At 35.6% G+C, this 24,673-nt stretch carries 22 protein-coding genes and 1 pseudogene; 13 read left to right on the forward strand and 10 right to left on the reverse strand.

Annotation, left to right across the window (positions count from 1 at the left end; genetic code table 11):
• Positions 1-54: 54 nt before the first annotated feature.
• From aroC to seqA, 4 genes are read right to left on the reverse strand one after another with little or no spacing between them, the layout of a single operon-like run.
• Positions 55-1,137: a chorismate synthase gene (gene aroC, locus PTQ27_RS09765; RefSeq protein ID WP_273748869.1), complete on the reverse strand. Its 1,083-nt coding sequence runs from the start codon at positions 1,135-1,137 to the stop codon at positions 55-57.
• A 2-nt stretch (positions 1,138-1,139) separates the two neighbouring features.
• On the reverse strand, positions 1,140-4,505 hold the full coding sequence (gene mscK, locus PTQ27_RS09770; protein ID WP_273748868.1) for a mechanosensitive channel MscK: 3,366 nt from the start codon (positions 4,503-4,505) through the stop codon (positions 1,140-1,142).
• Positions 4,498-5,919, reverse strand: coding sequence for an o-succinylbenzoate--CoA ligase (menE, locus tag PTQ27_RS09775; RefSeq protein WP_273748867.1), 1,422 nt, complete (start codon positions 5,917-5,919; stop codon positions 4,498-4,500). The genes mscK and menE overlap by 8 nt, the downstream gene beginning before the upstream one ends.
• Before the next feature lie 6 nt (positions 5,920-5,925).
• A complete protein-coding gene (gene seqA, locus PTQ27_RS09780) occupies positions 5,926-6,492 on the reverse strand; it encodes a replication initiation negative regulator SeqA (RefSeq protein ID WP_273748866.1) in 567 nt (188 codons plus the stop codon).
• A 122-nt stretch (positions 6,493-6,614) separates the two neighbouring features.
• Between seqA and PTQ27_RS09785 the strand changes: the two genes are divergently transcribed.
• From PTQ27_RS09785 to PTQ27_RS09810, 6 genes are all read left to right on the forward strand, one after another.
• Positions 6,615-7,397, forward strand: coding sequence for an alpha/beta fold hydrolase (locus PTQ27_RS09785; protein ID WP_273748865.1), 783 nt, complete (start codon positions 6,615-6,617; stop codon positions 7,395-7,397).
• A 10-nt stretch (positions 7,398-7,407) separates the two neighbouring features.
• Complete coding sequence (gene cmoA, locus PTQ27_RS09790) at positions 7,408-8,136, forward strand: carboxy-S-adenosyl-L-methionine synthase CmoA (RefSeq protein WP_273748864.1); 729 nt, start codon at positions 7,408-7,410, stop codon at positions 8,134-8,136.
• Positions 8,137-8,274: 138 nt separating this feature from the next.
• Positions 8,275-9,294: an HTH-type transcriptional repressor PurR gene (gene purR / locus PTQ27_RS09795; RefSeq protein ID WP_273748863.1), complete on the forward strand. Its 1,020-nt coding sequence runs from the start codon at positions 8,275-8,277 to the stop codon at positions 9,292-9,294.
• 1 nt (position 9,295) lies between these two features.
• Positions 9,296-9,901, forward strand: coding sequence for a DedA family protein (locus PTQ27_RS09800; protein ID WP_273748862.1), 606 nt, complete (start codon positions 9,296-9,298; stop codon positions 9,899-9,901).
• Between the two features lie 112 nt (positions 9,902-10,013).
• Complete coding sequence (locus PTQ27_RS09805) at positions 10,014-10,436, forward strand: MerR family transcriptional regulator (RefSeq protein WP_273748861.1); 423 nt, start codon at positions 10,014-10,016, stop codon at positions 10,434-10,436.
• Positions 10,427-10,795: a hypothetical protein gene (locus PTQ27_RS09810; protein ID WP_273748859.1), complete on the forward strand. Its 369-nt coding sequence runs from the start codon at positions 10,427-10,429 to the stop codon at positions 10,793-10,795. Before PTQ27_RS09805 ends, PTQ27_RS09810 begins: the two co-directional genes overlap by 10 nt.
• Here PTQ27_RS09810 and PTQ27_RS09815 read toward each other — a convergent pair.
• The gene (locus tag PTQ27_RS09815; RefSeq protein WP_273748858.1) at positions 10,756-12,102 is read right to left on the reverse strand and encodes an MATE family efflux transporter; all 1,347 of its coding nucleotides are present in this window, start codon (positions 12,100-12,102) and stop codon (positions 10,756-10,758) included. The two genes, PTQ27_RS09810 and PTQ27_RS09815, sit on opposite strands and share 40 nt — an antisense overlap.
• Before the next feature lie 239 nt (positions 12,103-12,341).
• Positions 12,342-12,743, reverse strand: coding sequence for a MerR family transcriptional regulator (locus PTQ27_RS09820; RefSeq protein WP_273748857.1), 402 nt, complete (start codon positions 12,741-12,743; stop codon positions 12,342-12,344).
• Between the two features lie 73 nt (positions 12,744-12,816).
• Between PTQ27_RS09820 and PTQ27_RS09825 the strand changes: the two genes are divergently transcribed.
• Positions 12,817-13,428, forward strand: a complete 612-nt coding sequence (locus PTQ27_RS09825) for a cation efflux transmembrane domain-containing protein (protein ID WP_273748856.1) — start codon at positions 12,817-12,819, stop codon at positions 13,426-13,428.
• 196 nt (positions 13,429-13,624) lie between these two features.
• On the opposite strand, the gene PTQ27_RS09830 is transcribed toward PTQ27_RS09825, so the two are convergent.
• A complete protein-coding gene (locus PTQ27_RS09830) occupies positions 13,625-13,771 on the reverse strand; it encodes a hypothetical protein (RefSeq protein WP_273748855.1) in 147 nt (48 codons plus the stop codon).
• A 24-nt stretch (positions 13,772-13,795) separates the two neighbouring features.
• A complete protein-coding gene (locus PTQ27_RS09835) occupies positions 13,796-14,854 on the reverse strand; it encodes an IS1595 family transposase (protein ID WP_273748854.1) in 1,059 nt (352 codons plus the stop codon).
• 708 nt (positions 14,855-15,562) lie between these two features.
• Here PTQ27_RS09835 and PTQ27_RS09840 point away from each other — a divergent pair.
• Positions 15,563-17,541 (forward strand): annotated as a pseudogene (locus PTQ27_RS09840) (DNA methyltransferase).
• Between the two features lies 1 nt (position 17,542).
• A complete protein-coding gene (locus tag PTQ27_RS09845; protein WP_273748852.1) occupies positions 17,543-20,233 on the forward strand; it encodes a DEAD/DEAH box helicase family protein in 2,691 nt (896 codons plus the stop codon).
• A gap of 196 nt (positions 20,234-20,429) precedes the next feature.
• Here PTQ27_RS09845 and PTQ27_RS09850 read toward each other — a convergent pair whose 3' ends face one another.
• Positions 20,430-20,768: a helix-turn-helix domain-containing protein gene (locus PTQ27_RS09850; protein WP_273748851.1), complete on the reverse strand. Its 339-nt coding sequence runs from the start codon at positions 20,766-20,768 to the stop codon at positions 20,430-20,432.
• Positions 20,769-20,879: 111 nt separating this feature from the next.
• Between PTQ27_RS09850 and PTQ27_RS09855 the strand changes: the two genes are divergently transcribed.
• A complete protein-coding gene (locus PTQ27_RS09855; RefSeq protein WP_273748850.1) occupies positions 20,880-21,917 on the forward strand; it encodes an IS1595 family transposase in 1,038 nt (345 codons plus the stop codon).
• Positions 21,917-22,357, forward strand: coding sequence for a DNA repair protein (locus tag PTQ27_RS09860; protein WP_273748849.1), 441 nt, complete (start codon positions 21,917-21,919; stop codon positions 22,355-22,357). The genes PTQ27_RS09855 and PTQ27_RS09860 overlap by 1 nt, the downstream gene beginning before the upstream one ends.
• A gap of 12 nt (positions 22,358-22,369) precedes the next feature.
• On the opposite strand, the gene PTQ27_RS09865 is transcribed toward PTQ27_RS09860, so the two are convergent.
• Positions 22,370-22,810, reverse strand: a complete 441-nt coding sequence (locus PTQ27_RS09865; protein ID WP_273748848.1) for a prefoldin domain-containing protein — start codon at positions 22,808-22,810, stop codon at positions 22,370-22,372.
• Positions 22,811-23,090: 280 nt separating this feature from the next.
• On the opposite strand from PTQ27_RS09865, the gene PTQ27_RS09870 reads away from it, so the two are divergent.
• The gene (locus PTQ27_RS09870; RefSeq protein WP_273749051.1) at positions 23,091-23,345 is read left to right on the forward strand and encodes a helix-turn-helix domain-containing protein; all 255 of its coding nucleotides are present in this window, start codon (positions 23,091-23,093) and stop codon (positions 23,343-23,345) included.
• Positions 23,339-24,631 carry a type II toxin-antitoxin system HipA family toxin gene (locus PTQ27_RS09875; RefSeq protein WP_273748847.1) on the forward strand — a complete coding sequence of 431 codons (1,293 nt, stop codon included), beginning with the start codon at positions 23,339-23,341 and terminating at the stop codon, positions 24,629-24,631. The genes PTQ27_RS09870 and PTQ27_RS09875 overlap by 7 nt, the downstream gene beginning before the upstream one ends.
• Positions 24,632-24,673 lie beyond the last annotated feature (42 nt).

Below are 24,673 nucleotides of genomic sequence, written 5' to 3' on the forward strand. Positions count from 1 at the left end.
AACTAAAGGTGCTTATTTGACCACTTGAACAATCGGAAAAATATCAATTATACCCTATCGGCATTGAGCTTTAAATCTCAATAGATGATCAAGGAGTACAATCGCCATCATTGCTTCTGCGATTGGTACCGCACGAATACCAACGCAAGGGTCGTGGCGACCTTTAGTTACCACTTCAACTGCTTCGTTATTCTTATTCACACTTTTACCAGGAACTGTGATACTAGAAGTTGGTTTTAGTGCAATATTGGCAATAATCGGTTGCCCCGAGCTAATTCCGCCTAGAATACCGCCAGCGTGGTTAGAGAGAAAACCCTCTGGTGTCATTTCATCACGATGTTCACTACCACGTTGTTCAACTACCGAAAAACCATCACCAATTTCAACGGCTTTTACGGCATTTATTGACATTAATGCGTGGGCCAAATCAGCATCTAAACGGTCAAAAACAGGTTCGCCTAAACCAACTGGTACACGTTCTGCAATAACGGTTAATTTAGCACCAATAGAATCGCCTTCTTTTTTTAGATCACGAATAAGGGCATCGAAGCCTGCGACAGCAATAGGATCCGGGCAGAAAAATGGATTGCTATTTACCTCATTCCAGTCAATTTGTTCAATGTTTTTAACTGTTTTAGGATCAATTTTTACATTACCGATTTGTGATAAATAGCCTCGCACCTCAATGCCAAATTGCTCACGTAGATATTTTTTGGCAATCGCACCTGCTGCAACTCGCATTGCGGTTTCACGAGCAGAAGAACGACCGCCACCTCGGTAATCACGAATACCGTATTTTTGTTGATAAGTATAGTCTGCGTGTCCTGGGCGATATTTTTCTGCAATATCACCATAATCTTGTGAGCGTTGGTCGCCATTTTTGATGATTAAGCCAATGCTAGTACCTGTCGTTTTACCTTCAAATACACCTGATAAAATTTGTACTTCATCGTCTTCTCGGCGAGGGGTAGTATAACGAGATGTACCAGGTTTGCGACGATCTAAATCAGGTTGTATATCGGCTTCACTTAATGCCATATTGGGTGGAATACCATCAATAATACAACCTAAAGCAATACCGTGAGATTCGCCAAAGGTGGTTACTTTAAATAATTGTCCAATGCTGTTGCCTGCCATTATTATTCCTTTTCTTTTGTTGTGTTATTTTCTGTGTCAAATTCAAAGCGTTTTGAGTCAATTTTTAATTCTTCTTGAGTGTCATTATTTTTGATAAACACATCTAATTGATTAAAGGCAATCTCAATATTATGTTCTTTGAATAACTCATGAATTCGAGTGTTTAATGAATCAATCGCAGGATTACGATCTGCAATATCATTTACATAAGCTCTTAATTCGTGATCCAGTGTACTTGCTCCAAAGTTTAGGAAGTACGCACGTGGTGTAGGATCTTTTAATACGGTTGAATTTTCTTCTGCAACTTGTAGAAGTAAACGTTTAACCAATTCTAAATCAGAGCCATAAGCAACCCCAACTTTAACAATAATCCTTGTTGCCGTGCTACTCAATGCCCAGTTTACTAAGCGTTCGGTTACGAAAGCTTTATTTGGCACAATAACTTCTTTACCGTCAAAATCAACTAGTGTTGTGGCACGAATGCGGATTTTCGATACTGTTCCACTAAATGAGCCGATAGTAATTGTATCACCTATCCGCATAGGACGTTCAAATAAGATAATAATACCAGAAACAAAGTTTGCAAAGATCTCTTGCATACCAAAACCTAAACCAACAGAAAGTGCGGTAAATAGCCACTGAAGTTTAGACCAAGACATTCCTAGTGTTGCAAAAGCAAACATTGCACCTAATGCGATGATTATATAGGTTAATAATGTTGTAATAGTATAAGGTGTACCTTGCGATAGCTTAATATGGGAAAATATTAAAGCTTCCAACACACCGCCTAGATTTCGAACTAATACCACGGCTACGACAATAATGATAATAGCCGTTAGTAAATTTAGTAAGGTTATCGACTCCATTACTGTGCCAGATTCTGTGGCGACACTTTGTTGCCATAACGTAACACCATCTAGATATAACGCAACGGTAATAAGATCTGACCATACCCAGTAAAGAAGTACAAATAATCCAACCCAAAGCACAAAATCAGTGAGTTTCATCATTTGATTTTTAACTTCACTGACAGCAATAGAATCATCTCTTAGCTCAAATGGAATATCTGTTTCGCTAGAACTTTCTGCATTTTGTTCGGCTCTGGCTTTTGCCGCTTCTCGTTTTTCTTGTAAACGACGGTAAGCTAAACGGCGAGACGAGATTGAAAATGCACGATATAAAATATTGCGAACAATGATCCAAGTAATTACAGCAAAGTAAGAATCGACTAAGTGGTCGATAATGACTAACGATGTATAGTAATAACCTAAGACAATTAACACTATTAGTACAACAGGTGCTATCAATAATATGAACTTAGCAACGGTAAGCAGGAAGTTTCTAGGGCTTTCCTCTTGTTCTGCAACATTTTGGTAAGTTGAGATCGCTTGTCTGAATGCAGGCACAACCATCCAAATCATTAAGCCAAGAACTAAAATAGTCATTGTCTGGCCCAATACATCATAGGGCACCCCCATCTCTAAATTCGTGAAAATAGAGGTGTTTAGTAGTAGGGCAATTAGACATACAGATCGTTTTAAAATATTACGGAATATTTCATTACTTTTTTGTGGCATATTGAAATGCACATAGCCAAGTCCGTGAGGGCGAAGCATTGCAATCATAAAGGCAAAATAAAGCCAATAACCTGCCATTTTCAAGCCCCAAGGCCATACTTCCATTGGGTTTTGAAACGAAATATAAGTAATCGTAATAAATGCTGCTAATAGCATTAATGTGCTTGGTAGGCATAGTACTAATGTCCAGAAAATAGCAAGAGGAGTATTCCACTGGCTATCCGTTACAACTGTTTTTAAACGGTTGTTAATTTGGGTTAGATTCTGCTTAATTTTATCTTTTTGTCGGCTAATAAAAGCGGCAAAAAGTAATAAAAATGCAACCAAAATCCCAGCAGATACCATATTATCTTGCCAGTTTGAGAAGTTTAATTTTTTGCTTATATCATTTATTTGATAACGGGCAAGATCGATGAATTTACTAAACCATTCTAAATCAATCGGGCTATTACTTTTTACCCAGAAACTTTGTTGCTGGAGTTTTTGTTGCAATGTGTCGCTAATGGTTTGAACTTGTTGTTGATTTAGTTCAATATTAATTAATAAATTAAGCTGATTGTTTAATGATTTAAGCATTTCAGATAATGTTTCTGAACGCTCTTGTAAAATTTCGGTTAGTTGTTCTTTTTCTTGAGCTGTAAAATTTGTTTTATCATCTTGCTCTAGTTTTGCAATATAGTCGGGAATATCAGAAAAAGAGTCTTTAAATTCAGTAATATCAAAAACACGCACTCGTAAGTCTGCGATCTGTTTTGATAGCCCTGAGATCATCTCATCTTGTGGTAAAGATTGCTTTTGTTTATTGATAATACGAGAGAGTACAAGCGTACCCTGTAAGGCACTGATCTGCTCCTCAATATTACGTTGAGTTTGTTGTAAATTATCAAGCACGCTTTTAATTCGCAAATTGTCTTGCGACAGTTGCGTCATTTCTTTTGTTTGTCTTAATAACTCTTGAGTAACACGAGTGTTTATATCCAACTCACGTAAAATAGCAGGATTAGCAGTGGCATTACTTTGTTCATTTTGAACTGCTTGTGCTTGCTCTACCTTATTTTTGGATTCTTCAACAATTTTATCGTTAATGGCTGTTTGTAAGTTGGTAATCTCTTGTTGTAAGTTTTGTTGAGCTTGTCTTTTTTCATCTAATTGAGCAGAATAAAGCCTCGCAAGGTAATCACTCCCATTTAATAAGGTTTGGTTATACGTATTTTTTGCTTCAATTAACTCAAGTTCTGCACTTAGTTTTGTTCTGTCAGCACTTTTTAGCGTTGGTGATGAAAGCAAGTTATTAATTGCTTGTCTGCGTTGCACGCTTTCTGTTAGCGTGGTTTGAGCTTTATCTGGAGCTGCGTTTTGAGTAACTAAGTTATTATTTATGACAAATAGCTCTTGCTGCACCGTTTCTAACTTAGATTGTGCAGTGGTTAATTCTTTTTGTAAATCTGTGATTGGCTTTTGTGTAAGTTCTTCAACTTTGGCAATAGATACTGCTCTCAGCTTTTCCAGATTATCTTGGCTATCTTTTAATGCTTGTTGTGAATCTTGAATTGACTGATTGAGTTCCTTATTTTCTGTTTTTTGCTTTTCAATTTGAGTTAAGAATGAAAGCGTTTCTTCTAGTGTTTGAACTAAGGCTTTATTATTAACATCAGTCTGATCTAATTTTTTTGCTTCTTCAAGCTCTGTTTGTATGGTTTTAGGAGCGGGTAGCTCGGTTAAGGCATAGCTATACACATTAAGCGTAATCCCTAAAATAATAACAAACAGTTTAAAAATGGAGTTAAACATAGATTTCCTTTATATTTATTCGGTTCTTTAAATCTTCTTGTAATTGGTTTCTTGAAATTTTAATGCTTCCTTGCTGTTGATATTGTTGTGCATCTAGCAGGTAATATGCAACAGGTTGTTTAAATTTCTCTAACTTGTCTGACAACCAAATTTTTAATTTATTAGTTTCAGTTTTAATATCGTTGTTTTTTAGTGCTAATATTGCTACAGGCCGCCGGCCAAATTCTTTATCTTCTATTGGTAAAATAAAAGCCTGCTCAACTAGATTTGATTGAAAAATAATTTGCTCAATTTCTTCCGGTTGTATATTTTCGCCACCAGAAATAAACATATTATCTAATCGGCCTTTTATCACAAGCTGTTTTTTGCTGTTCCATTCACCTCTATCTTTTGTTTGAAACCAACCAGAGTCATTAACAAGCGGTTGAATTTCATTGTTTTTTTGCCAATAGCCTAAAGCTAAATTTTTGCCTCGTACCCAAATTTCACTATTCTCTAATTTAACTTCCCGATGTGTTAAAGGAACGCCTACATTATCTAACTCATTTTTTACTGCACAAATGGTTGAGGCCATTTCTGTCATTCCGTAGCCAGAAAAAGTCGTTATGCCATATTGTTGAGCTTGTTCTATTAATTCGGCAGGGATATTTGTTCCGCCAAGTAAACATTTTTGTGAAATAGGGGTATTCAACTTCGCTAAATAACGTTGTAATTGAGTTGGCACCAAAGAAGAGTGCGTTACTTTTTTTAGCCATTCAAAAAAAGAGTCTTTACGCTGGTTAGTATAAAGGCTCCCACCTTTTAATAACCAACGCCAAATAATGGCTTGCCCAGAAACGTGGAAGAGTGGCAAACTCAATAACCAAGAACTATTTTGGTTAAAATTCATTAATTCGCACACACCTTCTGCACTGGCTAAATGTGCTGAAATAGAGTGAACAACCGCTTTAGGCATACCTGTTGAACCAGATGTTAAGGTAAGGGTTGCCGCTTTTGAAAAATCTAGCGGTTTAAATAACTGACAAGCGGTGATTTTTTTTGAAAAATTTGCAAAATGTTCATCTTTTATGAAAAAATCAACACCGTTTTTCTCTAAAACCATTTGCTGTTGAATGGCCGTTTGAGCGGGGTTTAACATTAAAATTTTTGCCCCCATTGCAATGGTAGTGCAATAAGTTAAAAGCCCGCATAAATGATGTGTCCCGCTATAAGCGACTAAGCTATTGGAATGAATCCCTTTTTGATGAAATAAATTTGCAACATTGTGCAATAAGCATTCAAGCTCCTCCCAAGTAAGTTGGGTAGGAAGCTTGGCAAAATAATCTAACTCATCTTTTTCCCAACAAAGAGCAAGCATTTTAGGGTTTTGTTTCGCCCAATGAAATAGAGGAAAAAGATTAAAACTATTGATCATCGACAATTATACAAATAATGATTGAATTCGCTCAATTAGATGACGAGGTACTTTCATTGATTCCATCACCGCTTTTAAAATTAAGCCTTTACGTGCAGTATTATTGTTTGTGATAACCCAAAAAGGTGAATCTGGAATCTGTTTTGCTTTTACGCTACTGCCGGTAGCTAAAATAGCTTCTTCACTTTTTGAAAAATAAATACGCTCATTACCTCGTACATTTTCAGTAGCTTTTGCAAACGCATCAGGGTTTGAACGATATAAAGCAGCTAATAACATAATAAAACGCACAACATTTTTATTTTCATTAATAAAATGTTCTGATGCTAAAATTTTTTCTAGTTTACTAACTATTTTTTCAATATTAGATTCACTCTTCTGGCTTGTACGAGTTGGTGTTTTTACTAAATCCTTAAGCTCATTGATCATATGTTCTTGTACTAAAACAAAAGGCTGAGGCGATTGTGGCAAGCGTAGTAAACGACGTAAAATATCTGACGCAGTTTCACCAATAGATTGTGTACGACTTGCAATATACTGATATAATTCATCATCAATTTCGATTTTTTTCATCGGGATCCTCATTTATCTTTTTACATAAAACATAGGGTATTTGTATTCGACATTATACGCATTTCTCTAGGCTTTTTATAGAGGTTCCCAACTGAAAATTTGTATTAAAATACGGCAGTTATATGACAAAAGCATCACAATTAAATTTTCTTTATCAACCTGCAATCAATAACCCAAATGCAAAAACAATGGTATTCTTACACGGCTTATTTGGTGATTTAAATAACCTAGGAGTAATTGCAAAAGCATTTGCGGAAAATTACGCTATTTTACCAGTAGATCTAAGAAATCACGGGCGATCTTTTCAATCAGAAAAAATGACTTATGACGAGATGGCAACAGATCTAAAAAATCTACTTATCGAATTGAATATCCAAAATGCTATTGTTGTTGGTCATTCAATGGGGGGGAAAAGTGCGATGGCATTAGCCCACTTGGCTCCAGACTTAGTCGAAAAATTAGTGGTTATTGATATTGCCCCGGTAAATTATACCCAAAACAGGCATAGACAAATTATCGCAGGATTATTTGCAGTAAAAGAGGCGAAACCGGCGACTCGCCAAAAAGCAAAAGAGGTAATGGCAACCTATATTCCTGAGGAAGGTATTCAACAATTTATGTTGAAATCTTTTGATGCGGAAAGTGAGCAATCTTTCCGTTTTAACTTGACTGCACTGCATCAAAATTACCAAAATTTAATGAATTGGAAAGCGGTTAAAGTAGATAAGCCAACCCTTTTCATTAAAGGTGCTTTGTCTGATTACATCGTCGCAGAGCATACGCAAACCATTTTAGAACAATTTCCGCAGGCAAAATCGTTTATTGTTGCCAATGCAGATCATTGGGTTCACGCCGAAAAACCAGATGCGGTAATACGAGCAATAACAAAATTTTTAGAAAACTAGCGAGATAAAAATGCAAAAAGATACTTTATTTTCAGCACCGATCGAGAAATTAGGCGATTTTACTTTTGATGAATCGGTTGCAGAAGTGTTTCCAGATATGATTCAACGTTCTGTTCCAGGCTATTCAAATATTATTACTGCAATCGGAATGCTAGCGGAGCGTTTTGTAACGGCATCTTCAAACGTATATGATCTAGGTTGTTCTCGTGGGGCAGGGATTTTATCCATTCGTCGAAATATTAAAGCAACAAACGTAAAAATTATTGGTGTCGATAATTCACAACCGATGGTAGAACGTTGCCAAACCCATTTAAATGCTTACCATTCAGATATTCCAGTAGAAATTTTGTTAGACGATATTCGCAGTGTCGATATTCAAAATGCATCAATGGTTGTTTTAAATTTTACCCTACAATTTTTACCAAGAGCAGATAGATTAGCGTTATTGCAGAAAATTTATCAAGGATTAAATTCAAAAGGGATTTTAGTTCTCTCAGAGAAGTTTACCTTTGAAAGTAAATCAATGAATGAGCTATTAATCGATCTTCATCATACCTTTAAAAGAGCAAATGGTTACAGTGAATTAGAAGTTAGTCAAAAACGTAATGCGTTAGAAAATGTGATGTTGACAGATAGTATAGAGACTCACAAAAAACGCTTAAAAGAAGCAGGGTTTGAGGAAGTTGAACTCTGGTTCCAATGCTTTAATTTTGGTTCAATGATTGCCATTAAATCTTAACAAGCGGTTATATTTCATTACATTTTTGCAAACTTTTTTACAGAAATAACCGTTTGAATCTAAACGATTTTTCTTTACAAGCAAATTGACTTAGAATCAGTTATAATTGCAGCGTTATTTATTTTAAAAGGGACAATTATGGCAACAATTAAAGATGTCGCTAAATATGCTGGTGTATCAACAACAACGGTTTCACACGTTATTAATAAAACCCGTTTTGTTGCAGAAGACACGACTAAAGCAGTTTGGGCAGCAATTAAAGAATTAAATTATTCGCCAAGTGCGGTCGCACGTAGTTTAAAAATTAATACGACCAAATCTATCGGTATGATTATTACAACAAGTGAATCGCCTTTTTTTGCTGAAATTGTATTGGCAGTAGAAGAGTTTTGCTATCGTAAAGGATATTCGCTTTTTTTATGTAATACGCAAAACGAACCAGAAAAAATTCAAAATCATTTAGATATGCTAATTAAAAAACGAGTAGATGGCATTTTAGTGATGTGTTCTGAATATACCGATAATTCATTTGATATTTTTGAGAATACGAATATTCCAAAAGTTATTATGGATTGGGGAATGAGTGATGAGCGTAGCGATATCATTTTAGATCACGGTTTTGAAGGAGGGTATTTAGCAACCCAACATCTTATTGAAAACGGCCATAAAGATATTGCGGTGATCACTGGCAATTTAAATAAAGTCATTGCCAAAACTCGTTTTGAGGGGTTTAAAACAGCCCTAGCGGATTCGAATTTAACCCTAAGAGATGAGTGGGTTTTAGAAGGGGATTTTGAACCCGAAGGTGGTTATGAATGTATGACCAATTTATTGAAAAGTGGTCAGACTTTACCTACTGCAGTATTTTGTTTTAATGATGTTATGGCATTAGGTGCTATTTCGGCAATAACGGAAAAAGGACTAAAAGTACCACAAGATATTTCTGTGATCGGGTATGATAATATTCATAGTTCTCGTTTTTATGCACCACCATTAACAACGGTACATCAATCAAAATCACGGCTAGGAGCTGCTGCTTTAGAATTATTATTAGAGCGTATTGAAGATAATGAAAAAGCAAAAGAACCGAAAATATTAGAGTTTTTCCCTGAACTTGTAAAACGTAGCTCAGTAAAAAATTTAACTATTAAGGAGTGATATGGAAACGTTAATTGCATTTTTTAGTAGCTATGGCTATTGGGCCGTATTTTTGGTTTTACTTGCTTGTGGATTTGGTGTGCCGATTCCTGAAGATATTACACTTGTCTCTGGTGGTGTAATTTCTGGTTTAGGCTATACGAATGTACATTGGATGTTTGTAGTCAGTATGCTTGGTGTACTCATTGGCGATAGCACAATGTATTGGCTAGGCCGAATTTATGGTAAAAAAATCTTAAGATTCCCACTAATCAGAAAAATTGCCACCCCAGTACGTTTTGCAGCAGTGCAAGAAAGATTTGAAAAACAAGGTTGGAAATTGCTCTTTATGGCACGTTTTTTACCAGGTTTAAGGGCAGTTGTTTATCTTGTTTCGGGAATTAGCCATAAAGTAAGCTTTACTAAATTTCTTTTAGTGGATTTTGTTGCTGCAGTTATTTCTGTACCTATTTGGGTGTATTTAGGCTACTACGGTGCAAGCAACCTTGATTGGTTACACGAGCAAGTAAAAAATGGACAACATATCATATTCGCTATTTTAGGTGTTGTTATTTTATTTTTTGCTTTTAAATGGTACAAAAACAAGAAAAATAAAAACGTAAAATAGGTTAAATTCTCTATTTAATGGATTGTTCATATAATAGAGAGCTTTTACTAAACTAACTTGTGTTCAAATATTTAATCGCTCGTGCTAGTCACGGGCTTTTATTTTAATCTAAATGAAATCAGAAAAAAGCAAAGAACAACATTGGCTGGAAGGTGGATTAAGCCTGAAAGCCGTTTCCAATATTTTGGATATTCCCACTTCCACTCTGCGTTATTGGGATAAAGAAGGGCTAGTGGCATTTAATCGGAATTGGCAGAACGATTATCGGCAAGTGTCGGTGAATACGCTGTTGGAATTGCTCGATGTGTTGGATTATCGGGAAATGGATGTGCCGATTGGCAAAATCAAGCAGATTCCGCAAATGACCACAAACGATTTGTCGCAATTATTGGCGGAAAATAGAGCGGTATTGCAGGGAAAAATCGCTAAATTAGAGCAAACTTTGGCAAAAATCGATTTGAAAGAGCAGGCATTGGCTCGCTTGAAAGAATTAGAGCAAACCGAGCCACATTGGTTTACCGCCAAATGCCGATGATTTATCGGGTCGATTTGCAGGATACCGATGAAGTGAAACAATATCTTGTGCCGTTTCAAGCTGCCGATTTGCACCTTACCGATAATCTTTATCACTGGCAAGCAGGAATGTGGGCGGAAAACCGTAGTGGGGAAATTCTCCGCCCTGCGGATTGCCAGCCGATGCCTTATTTAAACGGTTTATTGCGTTTCGGACGGGACGGTTCAGACAATAGCGAACAATTCATTAGATTAGCTAATGAAATAGGCTATCGTCCAAAACGGATAATCAGCCAATATCTCACTGCTACTTACCGCCCCGATTATGGCTTATGCGACTATCAAGAATGTTGGGTAGAGCTGGAAAAGGTTGCACCTTGATAGCGTTTGACCAACCAAATTGCTGCCAACAATCCCAATAATTCACTGCCGATTAGGGTAAACCAAATGCCGTCCGTGCCGAACAACGGTGGCAAAATTGCCATTCCGATAGCGATAAAAATTACCCCACGCAGGGCGGCAATAATCATTGAGCCAAAGGCATTCCCTAGTGCGGTGAAATAACTGATAATCAGTAGTGTAATGCCTTCCATCAAAAACACCCACGAAAAGATTTTCAGGCTATTGGTGGCAAGCTGAACAACGGCGTGATCGCCACTTTGGAAAAATAGGCTAACAAAGTAACTGCCCCAAAGTTGTAAGGCGGTAAAAATCAGTACACCCAGTGTGGCATTCACTTTGGCGGTAAAGTGGAAAATCTGTTGTAAGCGTTCGGTTTTTCCAGCCCCGAAATGGTATGCCATTACCGGAATCAAGCCGTCGGAAATCCCTAAAAAGACCAACACGCCGATAAACTGAATATAGCTGATTGCCGAATATGCCGACACACCGTCCGCCCCGAGCATTGCCATTACGGTGCGGTTGATAATTAACACTGCAATCGCAGACGACAATTCCGATACGCCTTCGGACGAACCGTTGTAGCACGCTTTAAACAATAATTGACGGGAAAAATTGCCCTTAAACAGCGAATAAGGTTTCGGCAGGCAAAAGAACGCCACCACAAATGCCAAACTAAATGCAATGCTGGTAGCAAAACTTGCCCCGAACACGCCCCAATCCAACCACAACACAAAGGTTAAACTCAGCACAATGTTCAACACCACCACACTGCTCATAATCAGCGTAGAAAGCAACGGTTTGCCGAACGCTTTAATTAGTAAATCCAAATAAAATGCAAGTGACATCAATAACATAAACGGCACTAAACCATTGAAATAGGCAAGTGCGTGTGGCATTAATACATCATCTGCCCCCATTGCCCGAATTAACGGCTCACGGAAAATCCACAGCAGTGATGACGCAATCAGGCTTACTACGGTTAAGCCAATAAAGCCTGTTTTCAGTGCATTTTGCACTTGTTCAGGATTTTTACTGCCCAAGCCCTGACTAACCAGCGTTTGAATACCAATCCCGATTATCATCGATACCACCATTTCCAAGCTAAACAATGGCAAAATAATATTTACTCCACCCAATGCAGTCGCTCCCAGCACATTGCCGATCACCAAGGCATCAATCAGGTTCTGAACCCCAAAAAATAGCATTGTCACAATGCTCGGCAGGGCGAATTTCAATAACAAAGCGGGAATCGGCTTATCCATTCCTTTCATCTCGGTTTGTTGCATAGTTATCCTTTATAGAAGTGAAAAAGAGCGGTTGTTTTTTCGCAAAATTTCGGTATTATGTAGCAGTTGCACAAAGAAACCAAAAACTGAATAATCAACCGTAAAAAAGCCTTGAGTGTAGTGATAAGCTCAAGGCTTTTTAATTTAGGTGCTAATCTACTTCAGCCTCTAAAAATAATATTTTTGCAACTTATTGAATGGTTAGTTAAAGAGATTATATTTGTATCATGAGTAATCTTTTATTTTATCTCTCTAATTGCTTTAATTACCTGACAATGTGCTACATCATGTTCTTTACAACCAACAAATTGTTCCAAAAATTGTTTTACTTGTTGTAATTGTTCAATTTGGTATAGAACCTGTTGTAAGTGTTTTTCTGCCAAGTCATCTGCAATTTGGCACTGATTATTTGGATCCTCTTGTAATAGACAAAGTTGTTTGATTTCTTCTAAACTAAAGCCAATTGAGCGACAAGTCTTAATAAAGCGGAGTTGTATCAGCTGTTTTTCATTAAAAATACGGTAGCCATTTTTTTGCCGTTGAGCCGCAGTTATCAATCCTAATTTTTCGTAATAACGAATAGTCTCTAAATTGACCCCACTCGCTTTACTTAATTCATTAATTTTAAAAAATTTATTCATTACCTATTGACCCTGTAATGATTACGGAGTTTATAGTTTATTAAATTTTAAATGAAAACTCACGGAGATAATCATGTCATGTTCAAATCATTGTCATTCAAATTCTACTCATTTCTCTTCGCAATACCGTTATGCATTATGGCTTGCGTTTGGGCTAAATTTCATCATGTTTATTGTTGAAATTGTGACGGGAATAGAATCAGGTTCTACTTCCTTGTTATCAGATAGCCTTGATTTTTTTGGAGATAGTGCAAATTATTTAATAAGTCTGTATGTTTTGCCTATGGCATTAATCTATCGAGCTAAAGCCTCTCTTATTAAAGGTACAACAATGGGAGGGTTTGGATTATTTATTCTTTTCACCACATTGTACCGTTGGTTTTATGGGGATATACCTAATTATAGCCAAATGAGTTTTGTTGGTTCTCTCGCGTTATTGATTAATCTTACTGCAGCATGGGTGCTTTATCATTTTCGAGAAGGTGATAGCAATATGCGTGGTGTCTGGCTTTGTACTCGAAATGATGCTATTGGTAATGTAGTGATTATCTTAGCTGGCGCTGTCGTTTATTTCACCCAATCAAAATATCCCGATTTAATTGTCGCTTTTGTATTAGCATTTCTTGCGATTCAAGCGGCACGAGAGGTTATTTTTCAAGCTTGGAAAGAATTGAAGCAATCATAACACATTAAGATAAGGTTAATAAGATTTATTATAAGCAGTATAGCGGTTAAATTCTATCGATATTTGACCGCGCTTTACTCACTAAAATTTCAATATATCGCTTTCTTTTGGCACATTGACATTTTCTAATTTATTGTCTTTTACAAATTGTCACATCTCACCAGAGGTAACTGTAACGTGGTTTATCAGATTCTTCTTACTGCCCAATAACAACATCCCAAGGCAACCCCTCTTCATTTTCCAATGCTAACCAAATTGTATCATCTTGTACGGAATCGTGAGTATTATCCATTTCATAATCAAAATGAATATCTTGTATATCAATAACAATGATAGATTTCATAGTAAATATACCTCCCTTTTTCTATTAAGCTGCTATATGGTATTGTTGATTATCACTTAGACTTGATACCCCAAAGGAAACGGGCGGTCTTTTATTACCTTGCCAATAGCCGACGAAATGGCGTGATGGCGGACAACTTAGGCATTTATTGAGTAATTCATTGAATTTCTCTTGAATACTTTTACGTCGTTCATCTTCTCGCCAAGCGGTTTCATTCGCATAGTGAATAAGGTAGTGATTACTCATTCGATGGTGTATCCCTGTAATCATTCTTCGTAACCGAGCAAAAAAGGATTCTGCTAAATTGTTTGTAATCCCCTCTATTGAACAATATTCTTGTGAGTGATTTACCCGTTCTAATTGATAATGCAAAGCAAGGCTGTCGTAAGCAGAGTTTTCATCAGCACAAATTATACTATTCGGCTTCACCAATTTATGTGTTAGGGCTAGAATATCTTGAGTATTTTCTTCCTTAATAAGCGCTACAATACTTCTATCCGCACCTTGAATCCTATTCTGATTAGTAGCTCGTTGGCGAAATACCATAACACACGCTTTATCTTTTCGTTGATTACGTTTTGCTCGTCTATCTATACGTTTATGTTTGAAATTCTTTGGGCGAAGATAATAATTCACATAACAACCATCTATATGAACTTCGCCCGAAAGTGCGGTTAAATCTTTAGTGAGATTAAGTGACTCTCTGAATTTATGCAGAAGAATCCAAGCTGTTTTATATTGCACATTGAGCTTATGTGAAAGCGCAACGGCAGACAATCCTTTACTCTCGGTAGTAAATAGATATAGGGCAATAAGAATTTGCCTTAGTGATAATTTATGGGATTGGAAAATAGTACCTGTCGTAATTGAAAAGCGAGCGTGACAATGCTTACATTGCCATTGTTGTCGAGTTTTAATGAAGTAGGCAGAATGACGAATACCGCAGCGAGGGCAAACTTGCTCTTCTTCTGTTCCCCATCGGGCCTTTTTGAGTAGAGCCATTATTTCAGTATCAGCAAGCCCAGCCACTTGTATCAGTGACAAGCGGCGAGCTTTTGCAGATAACAGGAAATGCTGTGCCATAAAAAACAAAAGTCCCTTTATTACAACTCTCGATTTTCCAAGCCTTTTTAGGCTTAAAAACAATCAAAAACTGTAATAAAGGGACTATTATCCGTGGCGAAAATGATATAAGTTATTAGGGGACATGTCAAGCGAAATTTTCAATCAAAAATCAGAATGCTTGTCAAGTTATTTTTAATAAATATTGCAAAATAATTTTAAGTTTTTGATAAAGAAAGATTATTTTTTAGGAATAATGGGTAATATTTATGATATTTACCTAGTTTGTTTGCTTTATTTTTAATCAGTTTTAATTCAATGAATTAGATAAATAATGAGCAATTTTAATATTAAGCCACCCCAAAGGGTGGCAACAAAGGAATTAGTATTAAGGACAGCGATAATATCTTTTACTATCAACAATGATAGTATTCTTATTCACTAATTTAGCGCTAAGATTTTCTATTTTATCTTCTGTTTCTTCGTTCATTTCTCCCATATCTATTATTTTCACTTTGACTTGTGCGCTAAAAGCATCTTGAGTTAGTGAATAGAATTTAGCAATTTTGTGTAAACTAAACCCTATAAATTCTAATATATTATGCTCTGGAGTGATATTTAGCTTACCTAGTTCATAAATAGGGAAGTTGATACCATTAACTCTTTTATCTCCCTCATGTTTACCTTATAATTGATTGGATTTTCAACAAAATACTTTAGGAACTTTGTATGCAAACTCAACTATTAAAAGAAATTAACTCTGTTTTAAAGGGCTTCCCACAATATTGGAATGGTGAAACATTGAAACGAAGCGAAGTGATTACGGCTATAGAGAACAAAGAACCATTGATAATAAAAGCTTTAGCATCGAATGAAAAATTAAAACAGCAGTATAGCACCGACATTGATGGCATTTTATTATTTGATTTTGCTAAATTAATCAATTTGATTCAATATAAGGAGTATTGGAAAGACAGCTTTACAAAGTATAAAAACAAAATAGGTTTAACATCTAACGGTAACTATCTAATTGATAGTGGTGATATTGTTTTAGATTTTCCTTTTAAAGACTGCATGCTTGAAGGCGGCATGAGTAGATCTGAAATCGGGAAAAATGAAGTTTTTTACAATGAAATTATTGCAGCTGACGAAATTGATAGACTAAAACAACCTAAAGTATTAGTTAATGCAAAAAGATACTCTGCTGGTGGTGTAGAAGATGGTATTTCAAAAATAACTCTTGAAGATAACTTAATTATTAAAGGGAACAATCTACTAGCATTGCATAGTTTGAAAAAACGCTATGAAGGACAAATCAAGCTGATATATATTGATCCCCCTTATAATACTGGCTCTGATGAGTTTATGTATAACGATAAATTTAGCCGTTCTACATGGCTAACATTCATGAAAACCGTTTGGAAATTGCTCGTGATTTATTGAATGAGCAAGGAGTTATTGTTATACAGTGTGATTATAATGAAGACGGATATTTAAGAGTGTTGTCGGATGAAGTTTTTGGTAGTGAAAATTTCTTAGCAAATATTGCTGTTCGTTCATCAACTCCCAGCGGAACAAAAACAGCGCATAAGAATACTAAAATAATTAAGCAAAAAGATACTATTTTTGTTTATAAAAAGAAAAGCGTAACACTTAATCCGCAATATATTCCTCGTCAAAATTGGGACAAACATTATACCGAATATCTCTATAAAACTGAATCTGGAGAATGGGCATTAAAAAAATTAAAAGATGTTCTAATTGAGGAGGGAATTGATATACCTATTGCAGATCTAAATCCAACAGATAAAAAAATCAATGAATTCATCAACAAACATAAAGAAAATATTTGTAGGTTGCAGTCACATAAAAATGAAAAAGTTGCCAACATCTCTAGAAATAAATTTCAAGACAAAATCTATGAGAATTATGTTGATGGTGAGTTAGAAGGTTTATATTACAATGGACAAGTCATTACTTTAATTAAAAGTGGACTCAAGCCAGTAATTGTAAATAAATCTTCAGGTGAATATTGGTCTATGTTGCTATGTGATTTTTGGAGTGATATAGATTTTCAGAATACCCAAAATGAAGGCGGTGTGAGCTTTCCAACTGGCAAAAAACCAGAAGCATTACTTAAGCGAATTATTGACTTAACAACTAATCCAAAAGACATTGTACTGGATTATCACTTAGGCAGTGGCACAACCGCAGCTGTTGCTCATAAAACGGGTAGGAAATATATCGGAATCGAGCAAATGGACTATATTGAAACACTAGCTGTGAAACGATTACAAAATGTAATACAAGGTGATAATAGTGGTATATCAAAGGCGATTGACTGGCAAGGTGGTGGCTCATTCGTCTATTGCGAATTAGCTAAACTAAACCAAAGCTATGTAGATTCTATATTAAGAGCAGAATCTACCGAACAGCTAAACTCTATTCTTGATGTTATGCAACATGAAGCTTATCTTAATTACCAAATTGAGCTAGAAAACCTATTGAAATCAACCTATGAGGTAGATGGTGTTGAGCATGAAGTTGAATTTTCTCAACTATCTCTTGCTGAACAAAAAGAATTGCTGATTGCATTGCTAGATAAAAACCAGTTATATGTAAACTTATCAGAAATTGACGATGTGGAGATGAAGATCTCTGATACGGACAAAAAGTTCACTCAAAGTTTCTATCAGTTGGAGATATAAAATGGCTAAGAAAAAGACTTTAATTATTGATGATAGTGAACTACTGGTTAGAAAATTAAGACAGCGATTTAAAAGGAACTATCTAGACCTATTCGGTGATAATGATCGTTGGGACTGTTCATATATTCAGAATAACCTCAAGGATAAACTACGCCCATATCAGGAAGAAACACTATTTTTCTTCCATGATTGTCAATCTAATAGCAAAACTGAGCTTAATTTCCGCCACTTAATGTTTAATCTAGCAACAGGTGCAGGTAAAACCATGTTAATGGCTGCGACTATGTTATATCTGTTTAAAGAAAAGGGGTTCCAAAATTTCCTGTTCTTTGTTCATACTGACGGGATTCTACAAAAAACCATTGATAACCTAGTCAACTCCGGTTCTTCTAAGTATTTATTTACTCCAGTCATTGAAATTGATGGTAGAGATATAAAAATTGAACAAGTTGATGTTTTCCCAAAAACACCAAATGACAATACAATTTACTTAAAACTAGCAACCATTAATAAGGTTCATTTAGACTTAAACAACCAAAAAGAAAATACTATTACTTTTGAAGATTTACAAGATATACCATTAGTTATGTTGGCTGATGAAGCGCACCATTACAATGCGGCCACCGCTTCAACTAAAAAAGAAAAAGAAGATGCTGGCAAATGGGAGAGAACAATTGAAAAATTGCTCAATATAAATAATTGCAATCGACTATTGGAGTTTACAGCAACTATTGATTTATCTAATGAAGATTTATTTAACAAATATAAAGATAAAATTGTGCAACGCTACGATTTAAGAAAATTCATGGAAGATGGATTTTCAAAAAAAGTAATGTTACTACAAGTCAATCAAGATGATAAAACTAAAATGCTTGATGCCATTTTGCTTAGTCAGTATCGCAAGCTAATTGCTAGTAAGAATGGCATCTTAAGTTTCAAACCAGTGATTATGTTTAAATCAAATCAAATTGATGTGTCAATAGATAAACATGAAGAGTTTAATCAAGTTATTAATGATTTGACTGTTGAACAAATTACTAATCATTTACAAGATAAGCAAAAGGTATTATCTGATAAGCCAGCAAGCATTTGGCATAAAGTAGCAAAATTCTACGGCGAGTTAGATTTGCAAGATGTGCTTTTAGGTATTAAAAAAGATTTTAATGAATTAAATATCATTAATGCAAACGGCAAAGAAATGATTGATGAAGGCAATGCTAAAATACTCAATACATTAGAAGATGCTAACAACCCTTTCCGAGTGGTCTTTGCTGTTGCCAAACTAAATGAAGGTTGGGATGTATTAAACTTGTTCGATATTGTCAGAATTAGTGAAAAAGCTGTTTCAACTTCAGCTAGCACTAATCAAGAAGCTCAATTAATTGGTCGTGGAGCAAGATATTTCCCATTCTTTTATAAAAATGAAAAGCTAGGAAAAAGACGATTTGATAATCAAAATACTGAATTAGCTATTCTAGAACAGTTGCATTATCACACTATTAATGAAACGAGTTATATCAATAACTTAAATAACTCAATTACACAAACTCGTTTGCTGACTAGTCTTGATGGCTCAGAACAGGTTTTTACTGTGAAAGTAAAAGAAAGTTTTAAAAAGACTTTAGCCTATCAAGAAGGAAAACTATATCGTAATAGAACTAAATCAGTTAGCCCAAAAGAAAGAACATTACACTCTTACACTGATAAGGACATATTTTTATCTTATAAGATTGCTGATGAAAGTTTATTATCAGAAATCAAAAATTTAAACCTTGCTAACTCTAAAAGTAAATCAGTTAAGGTTGAAACATTAAAAGCTGGAAGATCATATTTTAGAAAAGCTATTCAACGATTGAAATTTTATCAATTTAGTAACCTAAAACGATACTTTCCTATTTTAAACAGCATTGATGAATTTATCAGAGATTACTTAAGTAGCATAAAAGTGCAAGTAACAATTCCAGAAGGATTGAATTTAAGCGAACTAACACCCAAAGAAAGGCTAAATCTACTAGAAGAAGCACTAGCTAAGATAGCAATTAATATTACCAAAAACTATCAAAAAGCTACTGGCACAAAGGTGTTCTATGGTACAGCTCTTAATGAGATTATTAAAGATTACGAAATTAAAGTAGAAGATAGTACAGACAACATTTCTCAAAAAATCACCGCTAAAAATATGATTGGTAAGAAATGGTTTGTTTATGATAATGCAGTCTTAAATCAACTAGAACATCAAATGTTAAGCGATATGCATGAGGTCATCTTGAAGCTTGAAGTAAAGTATAGAGATGTTTATCTCATTCGCAACGATGAACGATCATCTAGTTTCAAATTAACTGAATTTGATGGTGTTAGAGGGTTTATGCCAGACTTTATCTTAATTCTAAGCAATGATAATGAACAGACTTTCTATCAGGTTATTCTTGAACCAAAAGGGGAACCATATTATCTACAGGATAAATGGAAAGAGAATATGCTCGAGCAGATGAATGGAGAGGATATTATTATAGAGGAATCTGATAGAGTAAGATTGGTAGGGGTGAAATTCTATAGGCAATTCAATGATGGTACTACGGATTTTACTCAAGAATTTTTTGATGATTTGGCTAAGAAAATTTTTGATGGAAAATCTTTAATTGAATCAAAATCAACCCTTATTGATGATAAACAAGGCTTGCTGTTTGACTAAATAGGCTAACAAAAGCACGCTATATGCGTGCTTTTATTTTGCAACATCTCTATGATGCAAATATCTTACGTCTATATGAAAAACTTTTCGCTACTCTCTCATATAGCCTTTCTAAAGACGATTACCTCTAATAATAGCTAATTTACTATTCATACACCAACTAATTTTAGCCTCTAATAGCAATCATTTCTAACAATTATTTTAGCTCTTCTGAAACCATGGTTGCTGTTTGATGAATGATTTTCTGACCTAAATCTGTTGTACTTCTTACTTTCTCAATTAATTCTAATTCTTTAGATGTTAAAGTGGAATGATCGATTTTATTAATAAACATCTCACCATTCCCTGTAATCAGCCAATTCAAATTTACATTCATCTTTTCACAAATTTTATTAAGAGCCTCTGCATTTGGATCTCTTTCTTCTCGTAAGTAATTTTGAACAGAACGATAAGGAATTTCTGTTAATTCTGAAAAGGCTTTAATTGTTAAAGATTGAGCGTCAAGCAACGCTTTTAATCTATCACTTATGTTCATTTGAGCATTCCATATTGACTTTTTATGTTCTTTTTAGTATAATTTAGAGAATAAACAATACCCGAATGGGTTTATTTTATATTAAATCAATCACTAAATCAAAGAAACATCATGGCTCAACACTTCCTTTTAACTAGCAAAGCCCGAACGCTTTCTCCTATCAAGATAGCTCGCCTATCTGATGACGAAGCATTTGATTTACTTTGCCAGTTACGTTGGGGAAGCAAGGAAAATGTTGTTTGTCCTAAATGCGGTATAGCTCATAAAGCCTATTTCATTTCTACTCGAAAGCAATGGCGGTGCAAGTATTGTAATCACACGTTTAGCATAACCTCTGGCTCAATTTTCGCTAATCGCAAAAAGTCATTACAAACTTACCTTTATATTATAGCTAAGTTCGTAAATGCTGCTAAAGGCATTTCATCACTACAACTTTCTCGTGATGCTGATGTAAATTATCGAACTGCATTTGTATTATCTCATAAAATCCGTAAAGCTTTATTGGAAACAAGAGATTTACAACCTTTATCTGGGGAAATTGATATGGATGGTACTTACGTTCATCCAGCACCACGCAAAGCGAATAAAAAAAGTGACCGCTTAGATTATCGTCTAGCTGAAAATCAAAACCCTGATAAGCGTTGTATTATTGTGGCTAGAGAACATTATGCTACCGATGAAAAGCAAGAAAACGTACTACATTGCGGAGCAAAACGGTCATTAGTCATGGTAGCAAAAACAGAATCTCAACCCATTATTCACGCTTTTGCCACGCGTTTTGTTAAAGCCAATAGCCGTATTAATACCGATGAAAGTCATGCTTATGAAGTATTGTTGCCACACTACCATTTACAAACAGTGAATCATAAAGAAATGTATCGTAGTGATTTAGGTGTAACCAATAATCAAGCAGAAAGTTTCTTTAGCCGTTTCAAACGAATGTATTACGGCCAAACGCATAAAATGAGTAATACCTATTTACTCAATTATGCCAATGAAATTGCTTACCGTGAAGATAACCGACGAAAATCAAATGGTTGGCAGTTTAATGACATCTTGGGTAAATGTTTGCATACGACGAATAAAAATAATGAATGGTGTGGGTACTGGCAACGAAAAATTATCCATCAAGAGGTCGTCTGGCAATAATGGCAAAATTAGTCTGTATTAATCAAATAGAAAACAAAATTCGCTTATTACAGCGTGAGCGAGAGCAAGTAGTAAAACATTTAGCCCTTGTGGATGATAAATTACAGAAACTCAAGCACGCCCTTGAGGTATTACAACATCCCCATTCTGTTAATGAATACAATACAGCTAATTTTACCTATAAGCTCCATAAGCGCCTTTTCAAAGGCAAATTGCGAAAAATGGTACTTGAAGTATTGAAGCAAGAGCCAAACCGTAGCTTTACCGTAAATGAACTGATTACTTTAGTGTTAATTAAAGACGGACAAACAGATAAACCGATAACAGCTCAACATACTGTATCAATGCGTGGCGCATTACGTCACTGGTTAAATAAAGGGATTGTTGAGCGGATTGAATATAATGTAGTCAATATTCGTTGGCGATTGAAACACCAATAGTCATATTCTGTACTATTTGACCTTTAACCGCCAATGACATTTTTTATCCTTCCAGCATTTTTCAACTAACGCTTTCTTCATCAAATACTGCAAAACCGTGTAGATTGTCTGTATTTGCGCTGTCGGTAAGGTATGCCCTACCTTTTGTCCGTCTAATACCATTGCTTGATGGGCAATTTCATTTGTACTTAACCACTTATCCGAGTGTTTTTTCAAGATACTGGCAATTAATTGTTGAGGAGAAGAAAGAAAACGAGCATTTCTTGCTTTTTTACTGGTTGAATAGTGAGTATTTCTCGAATGGCTAAGCGCGGTACGATAATCCGCCATTTTTTGATAGATATCTTTCAACTGTCGTTGAAGGGCGGTAATTTGTTTTTCAATTGCTTCACCGTCTTTTTCACATTCTGCAATAGCTTCTGTTAACGCTTTTTCTAATACTGTTCGTCCCATAGGTTTTTCTTACCCTTAATTAAGTTATAATAGGTGAGAAAAATGTAGCAAAAACAGAAAATTAAATCTTTGTGCATTTGCTACATAATACCGCAAAATTTTGCAAAAAAACGACCGCTTGTGATGGTGGGGATTATAAAGGTTGAAGTTTGTTTAGGGTCAAGAAGGATTTTATATTTATAAAATATCCCCTTTAAAGGATATTATTGATTTTATCCTTTTTAGGGTATAAACTTGTTTTTATCCTCTATATGGTATAAGGAAGGTTAAAATGTTCCCAATGGTTGTGACTACACCGCAAATGCTGGCTCACGCAATAAAAGAGTACCGTAACTTGCAGAAAAAATCGCAAACGGAAGTAGCGAAGTTTGCGAATACCAAGCAAGCGACAATTTCCGTATTTGAAAACGATCCTACTGGTACAAAAATCGAAACGCTGTTTAATATTCTCACTGCTTTAGAGTTAGAGTTAGTTATTCAACCCCGTCCGAAAAGTTCGGAAATCCAGTATGATGATGAAGGTGAAGTATGGTAAATCAGATTTTGACACTGGCAATGAACGGTATCGAAGTGGGCGAATGGCGGAAATTTGCTGATGGTTCAACAGAGTTTCAATACTATCCTAGTTGGTTGGAATCTGCTCGCAGTCGTGCCATTTCGCTTTCTTTACCGCTATCAAATAAGGTTTATCGTGGTGATGTTGTCTATAATTTTTTCGATAATTTATTGCCGGATAACGAGCTAATTCGTTCACGCATTCAACAGCGTTTTCAAACCACAACGAAATCTCCCTTTGATTTGCTTTCTGTGATCGGGCAGGATTGTGTCGGGGCAATTCAGCTTTACGCCAAATCTCCTTCATCAATTAAATCTATTTTATCCCAACCACTGACAGAGGAAGAGATTGAACATACTCTGCTCAATTATCAAAGTTTACCATTGGGAATGAAAGAGCAGGACGATTTTCGCATCTCACTTGCCGGCGCACAGGAAAAAACCGCTTTGCTTTATCATCAAGAGCAATGGCATCGTCCGCTAGCCTCAACACCGACAACCCATATTTTTAAGTTACCTATCGGCATAGTCGGACAGGGGCAGATTGATCTTTCCGGCAGTTGTGAAAATGAATGGCTATGCTTGCAAATTCTCGCTAAATTTGGATTGAAAGTACCTAGTGCGAAAATAGCTCACTTCGGAAAAACGCAAGTGTTGATTGTTGAACGTTTTGATCGCCGTTGGTCGAAGGACAGTTCTCATCTTATCCGCCTACCGCAAGAAGATATGTGTCAAGCCTTCAATATTGCTCCGGCTCGAAAATATGAAGCTGATGGCGGCGTTGGCATGTTGCCGATTATGCAGTTGCTCAAAGGCTCATCGAATGCAATGAAAGATCAAAAAGATTTTTTCAAAGCCCAAATTCTCTTTTGGTTGCTTTGTGCGATTGACGGACACGCTAAAAATTTCAGTATTTTTTTAGAGCCGAATAACCGCTTTAAACTTACTCCATTTTATGATGTGATTTCCGCTTATCCGCTGATTAAGCCGAATGGCTTACAAAAGCAAAAAGTCAAAATGGCAATGGCGTGGCACGGAGAAAAAAATAAACATTATTTATGGGATAAAATCCAGCTTCGTCATATTTTTCATACAGCAAAATTAGCTGGATTATCAGCACAAATTGTAGAGGAAATATTGCACGAGATTTGTGCTTCAGTTCGTGGGCTGGGTGATATTTCGGTAGAGCATATTCCACTAAATATTACCGAACCGATTTTAAGTGGGATTGAGAAGAGAGTAGAGATGGTAAAGGGGACGTTTTGATTGTTATTTACAAGTGGTTGTTTTTTCGCAGATTTTTGCAAA

It is taken from the genome of Mannheimia cairinae (assembly GCF_028649535.1).
Classification (GTDB): domain Bacteria; phylum Pseudomonadota; class Gammaproteobacteria; order Enterobacterales; family Pasteurellaceae; genus Mannheimia; species Mannheimia cairinae.

Bases quoted from the DNA above. Each gene is read 5' to 3' on its own strand.
- PTQ27_RS09820 (WP_273748857.1), bottom strand. From the start codon at position 12,743: ATGAATAAATTTTTTAAAATTAATGAATTAAGTAAAGCGAGTGGGGTC.
- menE (WP_273748867.1), bottom strand. From the start codon at position 5,919: ATGATCAATAGTTTTAATCTTTTTCCTCTATTTCATTGGGCGAAACAA.
- PTQ27_RS09870 (WP_273749051.1), top strand. From the start codon at position 23,091: ATGGTTGTGACTACACCGCAAATGCTGGCTCACGCAATAAAAGAGTAC.
- aroC (WP_273748869.1), bottom strand. From the start codon at position 1,137: ATGGCAGGCAACAGCATTGGACAATTATTTAAAGTAACCACCTTTGGC.
- PTQ27_RS09825 (WP_273748856.1), top strand. From the start codon at position 12,817: ATGTCATGTTCAAATCATTGTCATTCAAATTCTACTCATTTCTCTTCG.
- PTQ27_RS09865 (WP_273748848.1), bottom strand. From the start codon at position 22,810: ATGGGACGAACAGTATTAGAAAAAGCGTTAACAGAAGCTATTGCAGAA.
- PTQ27_RS09835 (WP_273748854.1), bottom strand. From the start codon at position 14,854: ATGGCACAGCATTTCCTGTTATCTGCAAAAGCTCGCCGCTTGTCACTG.
- PTQ27_RS09810 (WP_273748859.1), top strand. From the start codon at position 10,427: ATGCCGATGATTTATCGGGTCGATTTGCAGGATACCGATGAAGTGAAA.
- PTQ27_RS09875 (WP_273748847.1), top strand. From the start codon at position 23,339: ATGGTAAATCAGATTTTGACACTGGCAATGAACGGTATCGAAGTGGGC.
- PTQ27_RS09860 (WP_273748849.1), top strand. From the start codon at position 21,917: ATGGCAAAATTAGTCTGTATTAATCAAATAGAAAACAAAATTCGCTTA.
- PTQ27_RS09805 (WP_273748861.1), top strand. From the start codon at position 10,014: ATGAAATCAGAAAAAAGCAAAGAACAACATTGGCTGGAAGGTGGATTA.
- mscK (WP_273748868.1), bottom strand. From the start codon at position 4,505: ATGTTTAACTCCATTTTTAAACTGTTTGTTATTATTTTAGGGATTACG.
- PTQ27_RS09815 (WP_273748858.1), bottom strand. From the start codon at position 12,102: ATGCAACAAACCGAGATGAAAGGAATGGATAAGCCGATTCCCGCTTTG.
- purR (WP_273748863.1), top strand. From the start codon at position 8,275: ATGGCAACAATTAAAGATGTCGCTAAATATGCTGGTGTATCAACAACA.
- PTQ27_RS09785 (WP_273748865.1), top strand. From the start codon at position 6,615: ATGACAAAAGCATCACAATTAAATTTTCTTTATCAACCTGCAATCAAT.
- PTQ27_RS09830 (WP_273748855.1), bottom strand. From the start codon at position 13,771: ATGAAATCTATCATTGTTATTGATATACAAGATATTCATTTTGATTAT.
- PTQ27_RS09855 (WP_273748850.1), top strand. From the start codon at position 20,880: ATGGCTCAACACTTCCTTTTAACTAGCAAAGCCCGAACGCTTTCTCCT.
- seqA (WP_273748866.1), bottom strand. From the start codon at position 6,492: ATGAAAAAAATCGAAATTGATGATGAATTATATCAGTATATTGCAAGT.
- cmoA (WP_273748864.1), top strand. From the start codon at position 7,408: ATGCAAAAAGATACTTTATTTTCAGCACCGATCGAGAAATTAGGCGAT.
- PTQ27_RS09800 (WP_273748862.1), top strand. From the start codon at position 9,296: ATGGAAACGTTAATTGCATTTTTTAGTAGCTATGGCTATTGGGCCGTA.
- PTQ27_RS09845 (WP_273748852.1), top strand. From the start codon at position 17,543: ATGGCTAAGAAAAAGACTTTAATTATTGATGATAGTGAACTACTGGTT.
- PTQ27_RS09850 (WP_273748851.1), bottom strand. From the start codon at position 20,768: ATGAACATAAGTGATAGATTAAAAGCGTTGCTTGACGCTCAATCTTTA.